Origin of the sequence: Rugosimonospora africana (assembly GCF_016862975.1) — a bacterium.
Classification (GTDB): Bacteria; Actinomycetota; Actinomycetes; order Mycobacteriales; family Micromonosporaceae; genus Rugosimonospora; species Rugosimonospora africana.
In genome coordinates this window covers 1-20546 of sequence record NZ_BONZ01000041.1, presented here as the reverse complement: position 1 = coordinate 20546, position 20546 = coordinate 1, and the positions used below count along the sequence as shown (strand labels likewise).

Annotated in this window: 22 protein-coding genes and 1 pseudogene; 10 read left to right on the top strand and 13 right to left on the bottom strand. The window is 70.4% G+C overall.

Annotation, left to right across the window (positions count from 1 at the left end):
• Positions 1 to 27: 27 nt before the first annotated feature.
• The gene (locus Raf01_RS22010; RefSeq protein WP_203919856.1) at positions 28 to 1491 is read right to left on the bottom strand and encodes a cytochrome P450; all 1464 of its coding nucleotides are present in this window, start codon (positions 1489 to 1491) and stop codon (positions 28 to 30) included.
• A gap of 301 nt (positions 1492 to 1792) precedes the next feature.
• On the opposite strand from Raf01_RS22010, the gene Raf01_RS22005 reads away from it, so the two are divergent.
• The 6 genes from Raf01_RS22005 (at position 1793) to Raf01_RS21980 (ending at position 7413) form a co-directional block, all read left to right on the top strand.
• Positions 1793 to 2977 (top strand): Dyp-type peroxidase, encoded by a 1185-nt coding sequence (locus Raf01_RS22005; RefSeq protein WP_203919855.1) that lies wholly within the window; start codon positions 1793 to 1795, stop codon positions 2975 to 2977.
• A gap of 35 nt (positions 2978 to 3012) precedes the next feature.
• The gene (locus Raf01_RS22000; RefSeq protein WP_203919854.1) at positions 3013 to 3813 is read left to right on the top strand and encodes a family 1 encapsulin nanocompartment shell protein; all 801 of its coding nucleotides are present in this window, start codon (positions 3013 to 3015) and stop codon (positions 3811 to 3813) included.
• A 438-nt stretch (positions 3814 to 4251) separates the two neighbouring features.
• The gene (locus tag Raf01_RS21995) at positions 4252 to 5427 is read left to right on the top strand and encodes an NAD(P)/FAD-dependent oxidoreductase (protein WP_203919853.1); all 1176 of its coding nucleotides are present in this window, start codon (positions 4252 to 4254) and stop codon (positions 5425 to 5427) included.
• 166 nt (positions 5428 to 5593) lie between these two features.
• Complete coding sequence (locus Raf01_RS21990; protein ID WP_203919852.1) at positions 5594 to 6127, top strand: gluzincin family metallopeptidase; 534 nt, start codon at positions 5594 to 5596, stop codon at positions 6125 to 6127.
• A gap of 24 nt (positions 6128 to 6151) precedes the next feature.
• Positions 6152 to 7180: a gluzincin family metallopeptidase gene (locus Raf01_RS21985; RefSeq protein ID WP_203919851.1), complete on the top strand. Its 1029-nt coding sequence runs from the start codon at positions 6152 to 6154 to the stop codon at positions 7178 to 7180.
• A 20-nt stretch (positions 7181 to 7200) separates the two neighbouring features.
• The gene (locus Raf01_RS21980) at positions 7201 to 7413 is read left to right on the top strand and encodes a hypothetical protein (protein WP_203919850.1); all 213 of its coding nucleotides are present in this window, start codon (positions 7201 to 7203) and stop codon (positions 7411 to 7413) included.
• 140 nt (positions 7414 to 7553) lie between these two features.
• Here the strand turns inward: Raf01_RS21980 and Raf01_RS21975 are convergent, their stop codons facing one another.
• Positions 7554 to 7997, bottom strand: a complete 444-nt coding sequence (locus Raf01_RS21975; protein WP_203919849.1) for a hypothetical protein — start codon at positions 7995 to 7997, stop codon at positions 7554 to 7556.
• A gap of 64 nt (positions 7998 to 8061) precedes the next feature.
• Here Raf01_RS21975 and Raf01_RS21970 point away from each other — a divergent pair, with 64 nt between their 5' ends.
• Both Raf01_RS21970 and Raf01_RS21965 read left to right on the top strand, forming a co-directional pair.
• Positions 8062 to 8268, top strand: coding sequence for a hypothetical protein (locus tag Raf01_RS21970; RefSeq protein ID WP_203919848.1), 207 nt, complete (start codon positions 8062 to 8064; stop codon positions 8266 to 8268).
• Between the two features lie 270 nt (positions 8269 to 8538).
• Entirely contained in the window at positions 8539 to 10329 is a 1791-nt protein-coding gene (locus tag Raf01_RS21965) for a hypothetical protein (RefSeq protein ID WP_203919847.1), read from the top strand.
• A gap of 236 nt (positions 10330 to 10565) precedes the next feature.
• On the opposite strand, the gene Raf01_RS21960 is transcribed toward Raf01_RS21965, so the two are convergent.
• Positions 10566 to 10772 carry a hypothetical protein gene (locus tag Raf01_RS21960; RefSeq protein ID WP_203919846.1) on the bottom strand — a complete coding sequence of 69 codons (207 nt, stop codon included), beginning with the start codon at positions 10770 to 10772 and terminating at the stop codon, positions 10566 to 10568.
• A 156-nt stretch (positions 10773 to 10928) separates the two neighbouring features.
• On the opposite strand from Raf01_RS21960, the gene Raf01_RS21955 reads away from it, so the two are divergent.
• Entirely contained in the window at positions 10929 to 11156 is a 228-nt protein-coding gene (locus Raf01_RS21955) for a GntR family transcriptional regulator (protein WP_203919845.1), read from the top strand.
• A gap of 47 nt (positions 11157 to 11203) precedes the next feature.
• On the opposite strand, the gene Raf01_RS21950 is transcribed toward Raf01_RS21955, so the two are convergent.
• The 4 genes from Raf01_RS21950 to Raf01_RS21935 form a co-directional block, all read right to left on the bottom strand.
• Positions 11204 to 11572 carry a hypothetical protein gene (locus Raf01_RS21950; protein ID WP_203919844.1) on the bottom strand — a complete coding sequence of 123 codons (369 nt, stop codon included), beginning with the start codon at positions 11570 to 11572 and terminating at the stop codon, positions 11204 to 11206.
• Positions 11569 to 11823: a hypothetical protein gene (locus Raf01_RS21945; protein WP_203919843.1), complete on the bottom strand. Its 255-nt coding sequence runs from the start codon at positions 11821 to 11823 to the stop codon at positions 11569 to 11571. The genes Raf01_RS21950 and Raf01_RS21945 overlap by 4 nt, the downstream gene beginning before the upstream one ends.
• The gene (locus Raf01_RS21940; RefSeq protein ID WP_203919842.1) at positions 11820 to 12026 is read right to left on the bottom strand and encodes a hypothetical protein; all 207 of its coding nucleotides are present in this window, start codon (positions 12024 to 12026) and stop codon (positions 11820 to 11822) included. The genes Raf01_RS21945 and Raf01_RS21940 overlap by 4 nt, the downstream gene beginning before the upstream one ends.
• Before the next feature lie 277 nt (positions 12027 to 12303).
• Entirely contained in the window at positions 12304 to 13341 is a 1038-nt protein-coding gene (locus Raf01_RS21935) for a glycosyl hydrolase family 28-related protein (protein ID WP_203919841.1), read from the bottom strand.
• A 519-nt stretch (positions 13342 to 13860) separates the two neighbouring features.
• Here Raf01_RS21935 and Raf01_RS21930 point away from each other — a divergent pair.
• Positions 13861 to 14655, top strand: a complete 795-nt coding sequence (locus Raf01_RS21930) for a hypothetical protein (protein ID WP_203919840.1) — start codon at positions 13861 to 13863, stop codon at positions 14653 to 14655.
• Between the two features lie 91 nt (positions 14656 to 14746).
• Here the strand turns inward: Raf01_RS21930 and Raf01_RS21925 are convergent, their stop codons facing one another.
• The 6 genes and pseudogenes from Raf01_RS21925 to Raf01_RS21900 form a co-directional block, all read right to left on the bottom strand.
• The gene (locus tag Raf01_RS21925) at positions 14747 to 15400 is read right to left on the bottom strand and encodes a GTP cyclohydrolase II (RefSeq protein ID WP_203919839.1); all 654 of its coding nucleotides are present in this window, start codon (positions 15398 to 15400) and stop codon (positions 14747 to 14749) included.
• 240 nt (positions 15401 to 15640) lie between these two features.
• Positions 15641 to 16318: pseudogene (locus tag Raf01_RS21920) on the bottom strand (RibD family protein); the annotation flags it as partial.
• Positions 16311 to 17333 (bottom strand): lysylphosphatidylglycerol synthase transmembrane domain-containing protein, encoded by a 1023-nt coding sequence (locus Raf01_RS21915; RefSeq protein ID WP_373319548.1) that lies wholly within the window; start codon positions 17331 to 17333, stop codon positions 16311 to 16313. The gene Raf01_RS21915 and the pseudogene Raf01_RS21920, both read right to left, overlap by 8 nt.
• A gap of 421 nt (positions 17334 to 17754) precedes the next feature.
• Positions 17755 to 18825, bottom strand: coding sequence for a class I SAM-dependent methyltransferase (locus Raf01_RS49715; RefSeq protein ID WP_373319547.1), 1071 nt, complete (start codon positions 18823 to 18825; stop codon positions 17755 to 17757).
• 8 nt (positions 18826 to 18833) lie between these two features.
• Positions 18834 to 19877: a glycosyltransferase family 4 protein gene (locus Raf01_RS21905; RefSeq protein WP_203919904.1), complete on the bottom strand. Its 1044-nt coding sequence runs from the start codon at positions 19875 to 19877 to the stop codon at positions 18834 to 18836.
• Positions 19878 to 19990: 113 nt separating this feature from the next.
• The gene (locus Raf01_RS21900) at positions 19991 to 20389 is read right to left on the bottom strand and encodes a 6-pyruvoyl trahydropterin synthase family protein (protein ID WP_203919903.1); all 399 of its coding nucleotides are present in this window, start codon (positions 20387 to 20389) and stop codon (positions 19991 to 19993) included.
• Positions 20390 to 20546 lie beyond the last annotated feature (157 nt).

The window sequence follows — 20546 nt, the reverse complement described above, 5'->3', positions numbered from 1 at the left end:
CGATGAGCCGCCCGTCGGCCGGTGCCGTTACGGACCGATCGAACGAACCAGCATCGGCACGGCCGACCCGGGGCGCAGCGTGATCAGTGGCCGGGGCGGTATCGGATCGGTCGACGCCGGCGCGAACGACCAACTCCGGCACAGGGTCGCCAGCGCCATCACGGCTTCGGACTCGGCGAATCCGTTGCCGATGCACTGGCGGGGACCGCCGCCGAACGGGAAGTACGCGTACCGTGGCCGGTCCGAGGTTTCCAGCCACCGTTCCGGCCGGAAACTCTCCGGCTCCGGCCACCAGGTCGGGTCACGGTGCACGACCCAGGAACTGAACACGAGCATGGAGCCGGCCGGCAGCCGGCGCCCGCAGACTTCCCGGGACGCGAGCATCCGGCGGGCGACGACCCAGGCCGGCGGGTACAGGCGCATCGCCTCGCGTACCACCGCCAGGGCGTACCGCAGTCTCGGCAGATCCGCGGCGCCCGGCCGGCCGCCGCCTGTCGTTTCTCCGCCTGTCGTTTCTCCGCCTGCCGCGTGCCCGCCTGCCGCGTGCCCGCCTGCCGCGTGCCCGCCTGTCGTTTGCCCGCCCGGCTCCCGGTCCGCGCCGAGCACCTCGTCCAGTTCGGCCCGCAGCCGGGCCTGCGCGTCGGGATGCGTGCCGAGCAGGTGCAGGCTCCAGGCGAGTGCGTTCGCGGTCGTCTCGTGCCCGGCCAGCAGCAGAGTCACCGCCTCGTCCCGGACCTGGCTGTCCGGCATGGCCTCACCGGTCTCCGCGTCCCGCGCCGCGAGCAGCAGGCTCAGCAGGTCGCTCCCGGACCCGCCGGCCGCGCGCCGGTCGGCGATGAGGTCGTGCACCATGCCGTCGAGCTTCCGACGGTCGGCGTTCCAGCGCCGGGTGGACGGCAGCGGCAGCAGGTCGAGGAAGCGCATCCACGGCAGGTCGGCGCCTCGGCGCGCGGTGGCCATGTTCTCGCCGAGCCACTGGCGGATCTGCGCCACGATGGCGGCGTCGAGGTCGATGTCGAAGACGGTACGCGCGACGATCGCGAGCGTCAGCTCGGTCATGTCGGTGTGCACCTCGCGCACCTCGCCGTCGCGCCAACCGGCGCCGGTGCGGGCGGCGAGTCGGGCGAACACGTCGCAGTACTCGGCGATGCGTGCGTGGTGGAACATCGGCTGGATCAGCCGCCGTTGCCGGCGCCACAACGGGCCGGCGCTGGTCAGCAGCCCCTGGCCGAGTATCCGTTGCAGCGGCTGGAACCCGGGCTGGTCCGGGTCCTTCGATCGGCTCTGCCCCTTGGCGAATTCACGGCCGGTCGCGGTCAGCGCCCGCTGAATCTCCGCCGGGTCGCTCACCAGGTAGTGCCGGGGACCGGGCGTCGGCAGTTGGGCGATCATGCCGCAGTCGCGCCGTACCTGGGTGAGGAATCCGAGCGGGTCGCGGCGCATCTCCCGCAGCGCGTTGAGCCTGCCACCCGGGGCGCGAGGAACCGTCACCGATCCATCATGCTCGCGCGGGGGCCGCAAACCGTGGACGACGCGGTCTGCGGCGCGGGGTGTCCGGCGATATGCACCGGGCGGATCGGCAAGGTTTGCCGACTCGACACCGTGCCGTCGAGAGGCCCGCGCCCATCGTGGTCCCGGACAGCGTTCTGGGCGGCGCCTATCGTCCGGATCAGCCCGCCGGACGACGGGTGACGCTCGACTCAACCCGGCGGCTGCGCCCGCACCGGTCGTTACCCTGCCGACACGTGTGTGGCAAGCTTGCCGCACAAGCGAGTCGGAGGACGGAGCGCAGATGACTGAGCCGGTGCGGCCGGTACCGCAGGCCGTCCTCGCTCCACTGACGTCAGCCGCCATCTTTCTGGTGATGACCGTGCGAGAGGGTGGCGAACCGGCGGTCCGCGAGCTGCTGTCCGATCTGGGCGGGTTGCAGCGTTCGGTCGGGTTCCGCGCCGCCGAGGGCGGGCTGTCCTGTGTGGTGGGAATCGGAGCGACCGCCTGGGATCGGCTGTTCGACGCGCACCGCCCGGCGGAGCTGCACCCGTTCCGGGAACTGGTCGGCGACCGACACACCGCCGTGTCCACACCCGGTGACCTGCTGTTCCATCTGCGCGCGTCCCGGCTGGACCTGTGCTTCGAGCTGGCGAGCCTCATCACCGCGCGGCTGGGCGAGGCGGCCACGGTCGTCGACGAGGTGCACGGGTTCCGGTACTTCGACCGGCGCGACCTGCTGGGTTTCGTCGACGGTACGGAGAATCCGACCGGGCCGGCCGCCACCGCGGCGGTCACCATCGGCGCCGAGGACCCGGACCACGCCGGTGCCAGCTACGTCATCGTCCAGAAGTACCTGCACGACGTGGCCGCCTGGAACAGGCTGCCGGTCGACGCGCAGGAGCACGTCATCGGGCGCACGAAGCTGTCCGACGTCGAGCTGCCGGACGAGGTCAGGCCGACCAACTCGCACGTGTCGGTGAACACGATCGTCGACGCCGACGGCACAGAGCGGGAGATCCTGCGCGACAACATGCCGTTCGGCAGTGTGGGGCGCGGCGAGTTCGGCACGTACTTCATCGGGTATGCCGCCACCCCGTCGGTCATCGAACGGATGCTGGAGCGGATGTTCCTCGGCGAGCCGCGCGGCAACTACGACCGCATCCTGGACTTCTCGACCGCGGTGACCGGCAGCCTGTTCTTCGTGCCGACCGCGGACTTCCTCGAGGACCTGCCCGCCCCGTTGCCGTCGTCGGCTGAGTCGCTGTCGGCTGAGACGCTCTCGGCTCAGTCGTCGTCGGCCCAGTCGCTGTCGGCTCCGGCGGACACCGGACCGGAGCCCGCCGAGTCGGACGGCTCGCTGGGGATCGGCGACCTCAAGCTCACTGTGCCGAAGCCCAGTGTCTCGAAGCTCGGTGTGCCGAGGCCCCGCGCGTTCGGCGCCGACAGCCTGACAGTGACCGACAAAAACGGACCGACAAAAACGTGACCGACAGTGCGTGACCCGGAAGGACAGGACCGGCCATGAACAACCTGCAGCGCGAACTCGCCCCGATTTCGGCCCCCGCCTGGGCGGACATCGAGAGCGAAGCCCGGCGTACCTTCACCCGGCACCTGGCCGGCCGTCGCGTGGTCGACGTGCACGGGCCGGCGGGTACCGAGCTGTCCGCTATCGGCACCGGCCACCTGCGTGACATCGAGGCCCCGGCGTCCGGCGTACTGGCCCGTGCGCGCGAGGTGCAGCCGCTCGTCGAGCTGCGGGTCCCGTTCACCGTGTCCCGGCAGGCCGTGGACGACGTGGAGCGCGGCGCCAAGGACGCGGACTGGCAGCCGGTCAAGGACGCCGCGCGGCAGATGGCGTTCGCCGAGGACCGGGCGGTGTTCGAGGGGTACCAGGCCGCCGGCATCACCGGTGTCCGGGGCGCCGCGTCGAACCCGGCGCTGGCGCTGCCCGCCGACGTGCGGAGCTACCCGGACACAATCAGCCAAGCGGTCAGCGCGCTGCGGCTGGCCGGCGTGGACGGGCCGTACACGCTGCTGCTGTCCGCCGACGCGTACACCGCGGTGAACGAGACGGCCGACCACGGGTACCCGATCCGCGAGCACCTGAACCGGGTCCTGGACGGCGACATCATCTGGGCGCCGGCCATCGACGGGGCGTTCCTGGTGTCGACCCGGGGTGGCGACTTCGCGCTGCACCTCGGCCAGGACCTGTCGATCGGGTACCTGTCCCACGACGCGACCAGCGTCCACCTGTACTTCCAGGAGACGCTGACCTTCCTGGTCTACACGGACGAGGCCGCGGTGCCGCTGACCGCCGGCTGACCGCCGCTCAGGGGGCCGCTGGCGTCTCCGGTCGCTGGCGTCTCTTCGGGGCCGCGCTGAGGCGGTCCCCACACCGCGACGTGGGGACCGCCCCGCACCCAGAGGGTCCGACTCCGACGCCGGATATCTTGGGAGGTGCCGGCCCGCGTACACGTCCCGGCACTGGGAACCTAACCACCGCGCCCGCGCCCACCGTCGGACACACTGTGCGTCCCCTCCGGACGACGGTCGCTCCGCGAGGACGGTCGTTCGCGGGGAGAGCCGCTCGCGACGACGGGGGCACGCTTCGGTCAAGCGGCTCTGCCGGCGCGCCGAGGATCGGTATGGTGAGGCGATGGGCCTCATCCGTCCCCTTGAGTTCCCTCGTTGTGGGCTCCGTTCTTCCGATCCGGTGCGGGCAGTCCGCGCGGGATCCGGAGCCCACCGCCAGGTGGCCTGATGGACCGGTACGACGTGGCGATCGTCGGCGCCGGTCCGGCCGGATCGGCCGCGGCGCTCGCCGCGCGACGGTACGGCGCCAGCGTCCTCCTGCTGGACCGGGCGGCGTTTCCGCGCGACAAGGCATGCGGCGACGGCATCGCGGCGCACACCCTCGACCTCCTGCGCGACCTCGGCGTCACCGGGGTGGCCGACGGGTACGCGCCGGTGCCCGCCCTGCACCTCGTCGGTCCGGGCGGCTCGGCCGTCGCGCGCCGGCTGTCGCGGCCCAACTACACCATCCCGCGTGCCGTCTTCGACGCCCGCCTGGTCGACGCGGCCGTCGCCGCCGGCGCGACGCTGGTGCGGCACGCGGTCCACACGATCGAGGAGCGCCCGGACTCCATCGTCCTGGACGGGGAGATCTCGGCGGGCACCGTGGTCGGCGCGGACGGCGCCTATTCCCTGGTACGCCGCAGCCTCGGCCAGCCGGCCAACCCGGACGGGTACGTCGCGCTGGCGATTCGCGGGTACGCGCCCGCGCTCGACGCCGCCGAGCAGCTCATCGTCACCGCCCCGACGGCGCAGTGGCCGGCGTACGCGTGGAGTTTCCCGATCGGCGACGGCCGGGCGAACATCGGGTACGGCGAGGTGCTCCGCGGCACCGCGCTGTCCCGGGCGCACCTGCTCGACCGGCTCGCCGCGCTGCTGCCCGACGTGGACACCGGCGGGGCGGACGGGCTGCGGGCGCACCACCTTCCGCTGTCCACCCACCGCCCGATCCCGGGACGGAACCGGCTGCTGCTCGCCGGGGACGCGTACTCCCTGATCAATCCGTTCACCGGCGAGGGCATCTTCTACGCGGTGCTGTCCGGCTCGCTCGCCGGGCAGGCCGCCGCGCGCGCCGCTGGCTTGGGCACGGCCGGCGGGGGTACGGCAAGCGGTGCGACCGACGGGGGTACGGCCGGCGCCGCGCCGGCCCGGCTCTACACCGAGGCGCTACGCCGCCGGCTGGGCCGGCACCTGCGGCACAGCCGGCTGGCCGCCCGCCTCACCGGTCGCGCGAGAGTGGTCGACGCCGCCGTCCGGGCGGCCGCGCGGGATCAGCGTGCCTTCGACTCCATCGTGGACCTGGGACTGGCCGACGGGCTGCTGCGCGCGAGGACTCTCGCGACGATCGCGCGTCACCTGCGCTGACCGGCTTCGACCGACCTGGCCCGGTGCCTGGCCCGGCGTCTGACACCGCGCGACGACCCGGGCCGGCCGCCGGCTGCCTCTGGCCCGGCGTTGCTGATCTTTCGTGTCGGCTCCGGGTACGCGAGGATGGGTTTGCCCGATCGTCGCTCGGCCTGGGAGGAGGCCCATGGCCCCGCACGCATCCACTCGAAGAACGCCAAACCAACGACTCGTCGGCCGACGGCTCGCCGGCCGACGGCTCACCGGCCGGCGGCTTGCGGCGGCGACGGCGGTCTCGCTGATCGCGGCGGTTGCCGCGACGTCCGCGCTACCGGCGTCCGCGTACGCATCGACGAGGTACGTGGCCGGATCCGCCGGCCTCGGCGACCCGCTGTTCCCGCTCGCCGGCAACGGTGGGTATGACGTGTCGCACTACGACCTGCACCTGAACTACCAGCCGTCGAGCCACCGCCTCGCCGGGACGGTGACGGTCAGCGCCACCGCGACCGAGAACCTGTCCCGGTTCGATCTGGACCTGCGCGGCTTCACCATCTCCCGGCTCACCGTCGACGGTCGTGGCGCGTCGTTCCATCGGGACGGGCAGGAACTCGTCATCACGCCGCGGTCGCCGCTGCGCGACCACCACCGGTTCACCGTCACCGTCGAGTACGCGGGCGTTCCGGAGGTCGTCACGGACCCGGACAACTCCATCGAGGGTTAGGTACCCACCAACGACGGCGCCTTCGTGGTCGGCGAACCGCAGGGCTCCCCCGGCTGGTACCCGGTCAACGACAACCCGCGCGACAAGGCGACGTTCGACTTCACGGTGACCGTACCGGCCGGGCTGACCGTGATGGCCAACGGTGTGCTGGTCGGTCACCAGACGACTGCCGGTGCGAGCATGTTCGTGTGGCGGGAACGCGATCCGATGGCGCCGTATCTGGCCACCGCGACACTGGGGAAGTTCGACCTCACACAGTACAAAGTGGACGGGCGGATCCCGGCGTACGTCGCGGTCGATCCGGCGTTCACGAACCGGACGGTACTCGACGAGCTACCGTCCATTGTGGACTTCTACTCGTCCGTCTACCGCAAGTACCCGCTCGACGCGGTCGGTGCGATCGTCGACAACGCGCCGGACGTCGGGTACTCGCTGGAAAGCCAGACGAAGCCGAACTTCGACCATATGCCCAGCGAAGCGACTCTCGCCCACGAGCTGTCGCACCAATGGTTCGGCGACACCGAGGCGCTGGCCGCGGGCATCGAACCGGCCCGACGCCTGGTCGACGTGGACGGCGCGGCGCGGACGCTGCGCGAGTTCGCCAGGAAGTCCGCGCGTGAGCAGATGCACGGACCGTGGACGTACGCGAGTCCGCGGCCGAAGCTGCCGGCCTTTGACCTGCCGAGCATGGCCGCGCGGCCGGAACTGGCGGGGTACGTGGCCGCAGCGTCGTCGATGCTGGCGAAGTACGCCGCGATCGTCGAAGACGCGGAGGCGCTGTGCCGCGCACTGAGCACCGGCCGTCCCCTGCGGTTCGCGGAGGATGCGGACGCGTCGGTGCTGTCGCTGGTCAGCCTGGCGGAACGGGACGGCTTCCCGGCACTAGCCCTGCCGGCGCTGGCGGACGCGCTCGGCGTGCCGTTCGGGCTGCACATGACCATGCGGCCGGCCGAGACGCGCCCGCCGGTCGGGAAGCGCAGCACCGACGAAATCGCGGCCATGGGGCGGGCACTCGACGAGGCTCGCGCCTCCGCGGCGCAGATGCTGGGCTGAGAACGAAAAGAGGATCATCCATGGCAAACACACTCCCCGCGCACGTGCAGATCGGCGACGCCGCCGACCTGCTGGGCGTGCCGAATTCGGCGGTGGTGTATCTCGTGCGGTTCGGCAAGCTGACCGGCGAGACCTCGCCCGAGAGTCACTTGCCGGGACTGCTGTACACGGTCTACGGCGCCAGCCTTGAGACGTACATCAGCGGTCTGGTCGACGCTGCCGGCATCTCGTAAGCCGCGTGCCCTCGCGCCGGCCGTCAACGTCACCGCTACCGGGGCGGAGCGATGGCCGGCGAGCGGCGTCACTCCTTTCCGCCGCACAGACCCGACCAGCGGCAGGCGCGAGGGCATGGAAGCCGGGTTGGCTAATGACATTAGCTTGGAGGAGACATGCCCAGGGGAACCATCGTTTCGGATACGTTCACGCGCACGGTTTCCAGCGGCATCGGCCCGACCGACACGGGCAGGCGTACACGCTGTTCGGCACCGGCACCGACTTCAACGTAGGCAGCGGCGTGCTCACCATCAGCCAGTCTGAGACGAACACGTGGCGCGGAGCCTATTTGGCGGGCGTCAGTGAGCCGGACGTTGACTTGTCCATCACTGGCATTGCGCAGACTGCCACCGGTGCGCCGCTTGAGTTCCTGAACCTCATGACGAGGGGGCAGAGCGCCGACAGCTACTACCTCGGTCGCGTGCAGATCGAAGTTACCGGCGTTTCTGACCGCGTTCCTGTTCGCGCCGGACGGGTCCACATTGGCCACTGTCGCCGTGCCGATCCCGCCTCCGGCCAGCGGCACGCGTGTGAGCATGCGCATGCAATCGATCGGGCGCCGCCACCGGCTCAAGGTGTGGGTCGGAACCGAACCGCCGCACTGACTGTTGTTCGCCAGCGACGATGGCTACACGGAAGCGGGCTGGATTGGCTACCGGGTCGGCATCGCGTTCGGCAACACCAACGCTAAGCCGGTCGCGTTCGTGCTGGACGATTTCACCTCGGCACAGGTGACCGACTACGCCACCGACAACGTGCCCGTACAACTGCTCTGGGCGCCCGGCGCCAACCTCGCCGACGACTACCGCACGTGACCCTGGGAGGACATCACTGCGTACCAGCGTGCCGCGAACCCGATCAGCATCCGGCTCGGGCGCGGCGATGAAGCTTCGACTACGCAGCCGGCAAGCTGCCAACTGTCGCTGAACAACCCGGACCTGAAGTTCTCCGCCTACCATCCGGCGAGCCCGAACTACCCGAACGTCAACAAGAACACGCCAATCTGGGTACTGATCAACGGGGTCACGCGCTTCTTCGGCTACGCCAACGGTTTCCCGCAGTCCACATTGGACACGTCCGCCAACGTGCCGATTGTCTCTCTGCAGGCGTCCGGCACCCTGCGTCGGCTGATCCAGCGAAATAAGCCGCTCAAATCCGCGCTGTACCGCGCGATCTCCGCCTCCAACCTCGTCCAGTGGTGGCCGCTGGAGGACGGGATAGACGCGACACAGGCGGCGTCTGGTCTCGCCGGAGGCGCACCGATGCGGGTGGACATCGGCATCATGGATTTCATTGACGGTGGACCCGTCGGCGGCGCGGGGGCGGCTCAACCCAATGTGGCCGCGGACAACAACATGAGCGTCCCACTGGTGGGCCTGTCCGCCACGGCGTGGCATGTGTCGCTGTGGATGCGCGGCGAGCCGGACGACCCGGGGAGCGTCGCCTACTTCGTTCCGTTGGAGGTGCGGACCGACAACGGCAAGATCTATCGGGTTGTCACTCAATGGCAGTCCGGCACTGTCAATGTGGGTATCGCTCGGTATGAATCCGAGGCAGACGCTAGTGAGTCCCATTTCGCCGGACTCGATCTCCCGGTCATGGATGGCAACTGGCACCTCCATCAGATCGCTCTGGCGCAGTCCGGCAGCAACGTGAGCGTCACGTTTGTGCTCGACGGAGACTCCACCGATGCCGAGACGTGGACAGGCGTTACTCTGGGGCAGCCCGTTCGGGCTACCCGCATTGGGCGGTTCGGCGGCGGTGGCGAGGTGTCATCCAACGCCAAGAATCTCGCCGTGGCGCACATCGCGTTTTTCAACGGCACGACCATGCCCGATCAGTACGCGGCCGGACTCGGCTACGTCGGTGAGGCGGCAGTTGACCGGCTGACCCGGCTGTGCGCGGAGGAAGGCGTACCCATCGACATCACGCAGCCGGACAGCGATCCGGGCGTGGCGATGGGGCCGCAAGGTGTCGACACGTTCGTCAACCTGCTGCGCGAGTGCGAGGCGTCCGATCAGGGTCTGTTGTATGACGGGCTGGGCCCCGGACTTGGATACATCGCCCGTACCTCCACGTACAACCAACCGGTGACGCTCATTCTTGATGCGTCGCAAGGCGACATCGCGCCGCCGTTCACACCGACAGACGACGATCAGGGCCTCGTCAACAAGGCGACAGTCAGTCGCAAGGGCGGCTCATCGGCCACATACGAGGTCGTTGACGGTCCACTGGGGACGGACACCATCGGCACGTACGACGCCTCAAAGACGCTGAGTCTGTTTGACGACAGCCGGTTGCAGCGGTACGCCGAATGGCTGGCGCAGGCGGGAACGGTTGAGGGTTTCCGGTATCCGAACCTGAGCCTCAACTTGCGCTCACGGCCGGCGCGGTCTGACGCGTGGCTGGACACGCCGCTCAATGGCCGAATTGACGCTACCAACGTGATCGACGCAACGAAGCAACATCCGCCCGGCGACGTGTCGCTGCTCTTGCAGGGGTACGGCGAGACTGCCAGCTCGAAGAAGTGGACGGTCGCCGGCAACACGTCGCCCGCTCAGTCGCGCGTCGTCGCGGCGCTCAACACGAGCTTCCGGCTGGAAGCGGTGGGGCAGACGCTGGCGTCCAGCCTGGCGCCGGGCGCTACGTCGCTGAGTCTGGCAACAGCGGCCGGGCACGCGTTGTTCTCCACCACGGCGCAGTATCCGGCCGACTTTCCTTCGGACCTGGACGTGGGCGGTTGGCAGATACGCGTGACGGGCGCCAGCGGGTCAAGCTCACCGCAGACGCTGGACATCGAGGCGTCTGCCAACACGGTCACGATCCCGGCGGGGGCAACGGTCAAGCTCTGGCGCCCGGCCGGCCTGGCGCTGTAGGCGCTGAACGGAACAGCCCCCGTCCGGACTACCGGCGGGGGCTGTTGACGCGGCTGCGGCTTACTGAGCGGGCGGGCTGCCCATCAGCGCGAGTAGGCGTGGTGATTCGGCGCGGGCCGCGCAGGGAACGCGTCCGGGCAGCCCGACGGCGACGCATCCGGGGCACGGCTGGCCGGCCAGCTGATCGGGGGTGCACGCGGAGACTGACCTCGGTTAGGTGCTGGCGGGCGGCGGCGTCAGCTCCACAGCGTCTCCCCGGCCGCCAGGTCGACGCCGGCCAACTCGAGCTGTCGCCGTGCGTCCTCGCGCGTCGGGCACGGATGCGGATAGCTACAGCTCGAGCAGATCAGGTAGCCGTCCAGTCGATCATGCGCGATGTACAGCGCGACCAACCATCGCTCCGCCTCCGGCGTGAGTTCGTGCTCATGATCAGGGATACTCATGTCCAGCCCCTTCTCTGGTGGGGTTAGGCCCGGGATCACGGCGTTGACGCGCCGCCCGGGCCGACTTGTTCCGTGACTTCCTCAAGGTACGCAAGGAGGTTAAGGAGCACAACGTACCCATGGTTATCACGCTCCGTACTGGGCATGATCGGCGGCGTGCCACAAATCCCCATGACCGCCGAACAGATCGCGCAAGATCTCACCGAACGCATCCGGGCCGGCGAGCACGGCGAGCCCGGTAGCCAGCTACCGACGTATGCCGCGCTGGCCACGCTCTACTCAGTGGGCGAGTCGACGATCACGAAGGTGATCGGACTGCTGCGCGAACGGCAGGTAGTCGTGGGCGTACCTGGCCGCGGCACGTTCATCGCGCCGCCGAAGTAAGGGACGCCCGCCCCCGGCTGGCGGGGACGGGCGTCGGGCGTGTGCGGTCAGCGAGGCAGGATGCGCGGCCGGTCGAGGTCGGACGGTTCGGCGGCCGGCGACCGGTCGGGGCGGGGCAGCACTCTCGGCCGCCCGCCCGCGTTCCTGAAGGCCATCACGTCGACCGGGCGTCGATTCAGGTCGGCCGGTACCGCCTCCAGCCGCGGGGCGAGGTCGCCGGGGATGTTGCCCACATGATCGACCAGCACGACATCGGCCGCGCCGGACCACGCCAGCCGCCAGCCGGCGGCGATGCCCTCCGGCGTCGAGTCGACGATTCCCACGACCTCGTATCCGCGGCGCGTGGCGAAGTCGGTCACCCGGAGTTGTGCGGCCCGGTCGCCGATCGGGACACAGATGATCACTCGCTCGCTCACTTCGTGATCCTTTCAAGCTCGCCGGCCGCCGCGAGCACCAGGGCGGCGACCTCTCGAGCCTCGGCCGCGGCCATGCGCTCGCCGCCCCAGGCGTCGATCCATGGCGCGCCGTCGTCGTGAGCGGTGATGGCGACCAGCGCGCCGGCCGTATCGCCGATCGTACGGCTGTGGATGACGACCTCGCTGCCGTCCGGGCGGACGCCGTCCGCTCCGTCGCGGTGGTCTGCCGTGCACCAAGTGGGCTCGATCATCGCCCGCCGCCACGCCGAGCGTGGCGGACCTGCCAGGGCAGTAAGGCGACCAGAGGCAGCGTGGTCCAGTAGTGCGTGCTGAGCTCTACCGCACCGATGATCACGGACATGATGGCGATTCGGCCGCTCACGCAGCCCCAGACCAGGCGTGCGGCGCGTAGCACGCGTCTGGGCGCGTGCTTGGCGGTGGTGGATGCTGGCATGCGCGTCTCCCGTGAGTAATCGGGAGACACCCATTAAGGTGACCTCAGTAACCTGGCGTCACTGTGTCCGTTCCACCATGTCCTGGTTCATGAGCACGGGTGGACCATCCGCCTCGACGCCGAAACCGGCGAAGTCTCAGCTACCAGACCGGACGGTGCCCCTTATGAGCTCCGGGACCACCGCATCGGACTCGGCCCGATCGCACGAACCGGCTAGAGCCGAACGCGGCAGCGGCAGAAGTTCACCGTCTTCGGCGAAGACCTCCGGTGCTCGGGCCTACCCGAGCACCGTGACCGACGAGTGCGCCCCGACCGTGCCGTTCACACCGCCCTGATACGGGCTCGGCCGGTTGGGGTCCGACACCAGTTGCGCCATCACGTAGTCGACACCCGACGCCAGATAGAGCGACCATCGCATGCCGGTCGCACCCAGCCAACTGGCCCCGCCACCCGCCCGCTGGTACGCGCATCCCTGCACGTTCACCGCCGAGCTGCCGATGTAGAAGCCGGCCGAGTACCGGTCGTTGCCCGTCGTACCGATCCCGGTGGAGTCGGCGGTACACCCGGCAAGACTGCTGCCCCGTCCGGTGACCTCGAACCCGCAGCCCCAGGTGTCTTGCGCCTCGCAACCGACCACGGTCGCCCGGGCCGAAGACAGCCGGAACGCCGGGCCGGGAGCCGAGCCGTTGCCGGTCCCGTACGCCTTGCAGCCCCACATCTTCGTGTTGCCACCCGCGATCAGGTAGCCACCCGCCTTACCGCCCTGCGCGGAACAACCACCGATGAAGCCGTCCGAGGACTCGATGTTGTACGCCCAGCCGCCGGCGTTCTCCACCCGGCAGTCGGTCACCTTCAGCTCCCGCTCACCGCCGGAGTATGCGCCCCCGAGGTAGATGCCGTCGGACACGGTGTTCGACACGAACACCCGGGACAACCAGGGAGCCGGATCCGGCCCGTACGTCGTGGGCTTCGCGCCGATCTGCAGGTTCACGCCGTACCCGGCGATGCCCGACGCCTCCAGGCCGATGTCACGCACGCACATCCGCGCACCGGTGAACGCGCCGGACGGCGTCGTTATCATGCCCGTCCCGCTGAATCCCGAGACCGCCCGCAACACGGTCGACACCGGCCCCGCACCGATCAGCGTCTGCCGGTCGCCGAGCACCACCGGACCCTTCACCGGGTACGTGCCGCCCGCGACGAACACCGCACCCTGCCCGGCCGCCGCGAGCGCGGCGTTGATCGCAGCCTGTGCCCCAACCGTCGGATCGACCTCGAAGGGGGCGCCCGAGTCGGCCGGCCCCACCCACGGCATCGCCCCGGAAACCGCAGCGAGGGCTGCGTCAGAGCCGGCTGCGCCAGAGACGGCGGCGTCCGGCGCGCTCGCGCCGGCAGCGGATCCTGAACCAGCGCCGGCGGCAGCCGCGGCGGGACCGATGCCGCCGATGAACGGAGCGGCGACCGCAGCACCGGCAGCCATCCCGGCCCCGCGCAGCAGTGCTCGTCGATCCGACGGTTTGCGGTCCATAACCCCTCCTGCGGAGCCCCTCCTTCGGAGTCCCTCCGCGGGAACTCCTTCTCCGGCCCCGAGCAGACGGTACGAGGTTGACCGCCGGGCACGCGTCATCCGCCAGTTCGAGGAGGTTGTCATACCTACGCGGTACCGTCCTGCGCGGGCAGCGCGTGCAATGGCTGCCCGAAACAGCCGCTCGGAACAGCCGCCCGGAACAACCAGCGGCTATCACCACTGGCAGCGGAATAGCTGGCAGTGATGATAGCTGGCAGTGATGATAGCTGGCAGTGATGATAGCTGGCAGTGGAATAGATTGAGCCGATGCTGATCCAGCACCGGCTCATCGACGCTGTCCGCGAAGCGTGCCATGCCGACCCGCGACTCGACGCCGCCCTGATGTACGGTTCGTTCGCGACCGATGAGGCCGATGCTCACAGCGACATAGAGTTCTGGCTGTTCTTCCTGCCGCACGAACTCGCCGACATCGATCGCCGCGCGTGGTGCGCGCAGATCGCACCGGTGACCCATCTGGTACGCAACGAGTTCGGCACCGACGTCGTGTTCTTCCCCGGCCTGATCCGCGGCGAGTTCCACTTCGTCACCACCGACGACATTCCCACGGTACGCACCTGGCCCGCGCGTGGCGCGACAGTGGACCGCATGATGGTGCTCGACCGACGCGGCAGGTTGCGCCCGGTCCTGGAGGGCGTGCCCGACCATCCCCCGGTACCCGACGCAGGCGACGACATCGAGGCGCTCTGCGGCCGGTTCGCGAACTGGCTCATTCTCGCCCACCACGTCGCCGCCCGTGGCGAGATCCTGCGAGCCTGGGACGCCCTGGGGCACGCGCACCGTCACCTGCTCTGGATGACCCGACGGGCCGAGGACAGCACCGCTCACTGGCTGACTCCGTCGCGCGCCGCGGAGGCGGACCTGCCGCCGCGAGTAGTGGCCGAGTTACAGGGCACCACCACCGCCGCCGAAGCCGACGGGATCCGGGAAGCACTGCGGGCGGCGTGGAGCTACGGCCACGGGTGCTGGATCCGGCTCGCTCAGCGGTACGGCCGGCCGCTGCCCGACGAGCTGTTCGACGAGATCGAACGCGCCCTACGCTGACCCGCACGTCGGCTGGGCCCCCGACGCGCCATGACATGGCAGCAGCTTCCGCCACCCGACAACACCGGCCACTTGCCATACCGGCCAGGAATCAGCCCACGAACGGGAGGTCCAGCGTGTGCGCCCCGTGGGTCGCCTTCGCCGCAAGGTAGCCCGCGTTGGTCGGGGACAGGTGCACCCGCGTCGGTACCCGTTCGGTCACTGTCACTCCGAGCCGGTCGAGCTGGTCGGCCTTGTCCGGGTTGTTGCTCAGCAGCGCGAGGCGGTCCACCTCCAACGCGAGCAGCATCTGGGCCGCGACGGTGTAGTCCCGCTCATCCTCCGCGTGCCCGAGAGCCACGTTCGCCTCATACGTATCCAGGCCCGCGTCCTGCAACGTGTACGCGTCGAGCTTCGCGTACAGGCCGATACCCCGGCCCTCCTGCCGCAGGTACAGCAGGAAGCCCCCCGAGCCGGTGATGCGCTCGACCGCCTCGCGCAACTGTGGGCCGCAGTCGCAGCGCTGGCTGCCGAAGACGTCCCCGGTCAGGCACTCGCTGTGCAGCCGGACGAGCGGGGCCGGCCCGTCGGTCGAGGCACTGTACTGCGACCCCGCCCAGTCGCCGAGTCCCAGCGCGAGGTGCTCCCGGTCGTCGAGCAAGCCCGTGAAGGTAAACACCCGTGCGGTCGTGGCGTACCCGTCCGGAAACCGCAGCGGTACCCTCAGCTGAGCCCGGATCGTCGCGACCGGCATCGTCTCCACCATCGCCCCCTCGTCTCACCCGGCACCGAGACTCGCCGAGTCCGCCCGCGAAAAGTCCGGCTCACCCCGCAGTGGACCCGGGTCCCGCAGAGAATCCGCCCCACCCCCCAGCGGATCACGGGCCACCGGATCGCAGGCCATCGGATTGCTCAGCGGAGCACCGTCATCACCCAACGAAGCACCGCCCAACGGAGCATCTTCCCGCGTCGCCGAGATCGGCGAGTCGAACCGCCCCGAGCCGAACCGGGCCGACAGCGCGTAACGCAGCAACACCACGTCACCGATCTGGCGTACCTCCACCAGCGTCGCCCGCCGGCCCGGATTCCATGGGAAGCTGCCGTCACCGACGAATCGCCGGGCGCGCGAATCTCCGACGAAGAACGGTGCGACCACCAGGTGCAGTTCGTCGACCAGGTCAGCGGTCAGGAACTGCGTGTGCACCGTCCCGCCGCCCTCGACCATCAGCCGGCTGACGCCGCGAGCGTACAGGTCCTCCGTCACCCTGCGGAGGTTCACCGGGTCACCGCCATCGACCACCGTCGCCACCGGGCCGAGCCGCCGGCGGGCGTCGTCGACCGCGGTACTCGCGCAGTACACGAGCTTGTCCGAGTCACCGGTCGCGAAGAAATGCGCGCACGGATCCAGTTGCGCTCGCTGCGTGACCGTCACCTTGACCGGTGATGGCCGCAGTCCGCGGGCCACCCGCTCCTCCCGTCGGGCCTGCGAGCGCACCAAGAGCCGAGGGTTGTCCTGCCGGACGGTCGCCGCGCCGACGAGGATCGCGTCGCACTCCGCCCGTACCCCGTCGACGCGGTCGAAGTCCGCGTCATTCGACAGCAGCAGGCGCTCATCGGTCGCGCCGTCAAGGTAGCCGTCGATCGACATGCCGCAGCTGAGAAGGGTGTACGGACGCCTACCCATGTATGGCATTCTCCTGCCGTACCCCTGCCGGCGCACATCGAATCGGAGGCTGCGGAGTGGAACGCCCCACCCGTATCCGCGCCATCCACCGCATCACCAGCACACCCGCACCGGGAGCGGTGGCGACCAGCGCCAGTACCCCGTACACCACCGCGGTCGAGACGCCCAGCGTCGCGGACAGCCCGGCGGCCCCGAACGCCCACGCGGCCGCGCCTTCCCGCGGGCCCCAGCCACCGACGTTCAGCGGCACGGTCATGGCGAGGAGGATCAGCAGCCCCAGCGGCGCCAACCGGGTCAGCGGCGCGGTCGCGCCCGCGGCACGCGCCGTCACCAGAAACGTGGCGAGATGGCCCGCGACGACCACGGCCGACGCCAACACGATGCCGGGTCCGTTGCGGCGGGAGAACAATCCGCTACGCAGATCCGCGGCCGCGGTGCGCAACGCCCGCGCGACCCGCGATCCCGTTGTGCCGGGACGCATCCAAGCGAGGAGTACGGCGCCGAGTCCCACCACGGCCAGCACCGCGGCCGCCTCCGGCATCCGCGACCGTACCGGCGACGGCAGCGCCAGCAGCATCACCACCGCGATCGCGACCTGCACCACCTGGCCGGCGAACCGCTCCAGTACCACCGCCCGGACGGCACGCCCGACGTCACCGACGTCGCGGCCGTGGCGCAGCGCGCGGTGGACGTCGCCGAGCACCCCGCCGGGCAGCGTGGTGTTGATGAACTGGGACCGGTAGTAGGCGGCGACGGCGGTACGCAGCGGTAGCCGGACCCCGAGGCCACGCGCGACCAGGCGCCACCGCCAGGCGCAGGCGACGGTGGTGAGTACGCCGATGCCGGTAGCCGCGAGCAGCGCCCAGACGTCGATACCGCGCAGCCCGTCGAGGAACGGCCCGGTACCCAGCCGCCACAGTAGGAAAGCGATGATGCCGGCACCGCCGAGCACACGTACCCACGCCCAAACCGCTCGCGCCCGCACGGCCTTCGCCCACACCGTCCGCGCCCACACAGCCCGCGCCCACACCACTCGCGCCCCAACGACCCGCGCTGACAGGTTCCTCACGCGTCGCAACATCTCGTTGCGCAGCGTCATCGAATCGGCGCGTTCCATCGGCGCCGCCGCGGTGTCCCGCGGCGTTGCCTGCCCGGCCGCAGTGCCTCGCAGCTTTGCCGGCGCGTTCGCGGCGGCGCCGAGCCGAGCGGACCCCGCCGTAGCGGGCTGCCACCGGACCGATTCAGCCGGTAAGACGTCAGGACCGGCCGGGGCCAGGGCCGCGGGCGATGCCGGGGCATTGGGCAAGCAAACCTCCGTGGACGTACGCCTCTCTCTCATGAACGTAGTACGCATTAGGGTGCTCACACGGTTCATTCATAAGGGCCGGGGAGATCATCGACGAAGACACCCCGATGAGGGGATCATCGACGAAGAATCAGCGAATGAACAGGTCACTGTGGTCAAGCGTGACCCCCAGGCGACCGGCGGCACCCTCCGCCCGGCGCCGCGCGGCGTACTCCACCCCCGCCTCGGTCAGGTCCGGTCGCTGCTCGCACGCCGCGCCCACCCAGCCCGTGAGCCACTCAACGATCAGCTCGGCCTGCTCCCCCGCATAACCCTCCGCCCCGCTCAGCGCCGCGTTCACCGCCCCGCTCGCGGCTCCACTCACCGCCCCGCCCCCGGCTCCGCTCGGTGCTCCGCCGCCCACCGTCCGGCCCGCCGGCTCATCCGCCGCCCGAGCCGCTGGCTCATCCGCCACCCCGACCGGGCCGAGCCGCCACGGGCTGGGCCGGACCAGTACCTCCGCGCCGAGCCGGCTGAACAGCTCGATGGCGGCGTCGACCGCGTCCGGCCCGAGCAGCCGCCGATCGCGAACCGTACGCCGCTGGTGGGCGTTGAAGGCCGAGGCGACCTCCGCGTCCATCGGATCGCCGGGGGTCAGCTCCACCAGACCGGTCACGGAGATCGTCAACAGGGCCGGGCAGCCGGCGCCCACACACGCCGCCGCGACCGCCCCCAACTCCTCCTTCGTCAGCAGGTCCAGCAGAGCGGACGCGGTCACCAGAAAAGCGCCGCTCAGATCGGCCGCGGTGAGCCGGGAGATGTCGCCGACCCGGGTCTCCACCGTGACCGGTGCGCCATCGGCCGCGCTGTCGATCATGTTCGCCGCAGCGATCCGCAGCAGCTCGGCGTCCCGGTCGTGCAAGATCCAGTGCTGAGGTCCGGGCAGTCGGGCGGCGAGCCAGCGGCCCATCGATCCGGTACCGCTGCCCAGATCGTGGATCACCACAGGCCGCCCGGCCCTACCGTGGCCAGCAGCCGAGGTCTCACGACCGGCGGCTGAGGCATCGCGGCCTGCGGCCGACGTATCACGGCCGGCGACCCTACCGTGGCCAGCAGCTGAGCCGTCCAGCCGTTCCCGCACGAGGTCCACGAACTCCGGCACGCGTGCGGCGGCGTCGGCGGCCTCCCGCAGCCTGAGCCAGGCAGGACTGACCCGGGGCATCGCCTCCGTCACGCCGCTACCCCGCTCAAGACCGTTGCGATGCGGTCCGACGTGGTCGCCCAGCCAGACAGCGTGGTACGCCGCTGCCGAGCCGAACGTCGCAGCCGATGGCGCAGATCGGCGTCGTCCAGCCAACGGCGCAAGGCACCGGCCAGCGCCGTCCGGTCATCGGGGCGTACCAGCATCCCGGGGAGGCTACCGTCCGGCGCGCGACCCAGCGCCTCGGGCAGCCCGTTGGCGGCCGTCGCCAGCACCGGGATCCCGCGCGCCAGTGCCTCGGTGACCACCATCCCGTACGTCTCCCCACGCGACGCGAGGACCAGCAGGTCGGCAGCCGCATACGTGGCGTCGAGTTCCCCTCCGGTACGCGGCCCCACGAAACGCAGCCGCTCCGTCAGCCCGCACGTCCGCGCCCGCCGCCGCAGCCGCTGAACGAACCCCGGATCCCTGGTCAACGATCCGGCGCACACGCAGCTCCACGACAGGTCGGCGACCGTTGCCAGGGCCTCGGTCAGCACATCGTGCCCCTTGTGCGGCGCCACCGCCGCGACGCACAGCAGCCGAGTACCGGCGTCCGTCGACGCCGTCAGCGGAGCCGCCTCCACGCCGGGAGTGGCGACGTGTACCCGATCGGCCGGCAACCCGTACAGGTCGAGCAGCCGCTGCCGCGCCCAGGCACTCGTCGCGATGATCGCGGTCGCGGCCGACAGTGCCACACGCTCCGCGTCGGCCAGGTCCGCCGACTCATCGGCCAGCGCCATGTGCACCAGGACGACCAGGCCCAGCCGGCCGGCCTCACCAACCAACTCCTCCGGTACCGTCGATGCGATCAGCCCGTCGATCAAGACAGTCGCACCGTCCGGCAGCGCCGCGAGCACACCGGCGAGTCTGCCGCGCTGCGCCGCGTCGGGCCGGGGCCAGGTACCGGGTACGGCGTGCTCCGCCACCGACCAGCCCGCGCCGGCCAAGCCGTCGCAGATCCGCCGGTCGTACGCGTTGCCGCCGCTCGGCGTCGCCGGATCGTCGATGTCGTTCGGGAGGACGACGTGCAGTTCGGGTACTGCGATGGCTCCGCCCCCACCGCCAGCCCGACCCACAGCGGCCGCCCGACCAACGGTGCCCACCCGACTCACAGCGCCCGCCCGACCCACAGCGCCCACCAGACTCACAGCGCCCGCTCGTAACTCGCCCAGGCGATGTGCGACTCATGCAGCGTCACGGCGATCCCGGTCAGCCCCCTGGCACCATCCCCGAGCGCGCCGGCCTCGATGCGCTCCACGAGGCGGTCGGCGATCACCCTGGCTAGCGCCTCGGTCGAGGTGTTGATGCCTGCGAACGCCGGATCGTCGTCGAGATTGCGGTACGTGAGCTGACCGAGCACGGCATTCAGCTCCTGTGCGGCACGGCCGATGTCCACCACGATGTTGTCGGCGTCCAGATCGGGGCGACGGAAGGTCGCGTCGACGACGAACGTTGCCCCGTGCAGCCGCTGCGCGGGTCCGAAGACCTCACCGCGGAAGCTGTGCGCGATCATCATATGGTCACGGACGGTCACACTGAACAAGATTTCACTCTCCGCTAGTTGACGGCTGGCAGATGACGAACCGGCGTGGGCGACGTCGGTATAGGTGACGTCGCCGTGGGTGACGTCGCCGTGGGTGACGTCGCCGTGGGTGACGTCGCCGTGGGTGACGTCGCCGTGGGTGACGTCGCCGTGGGTG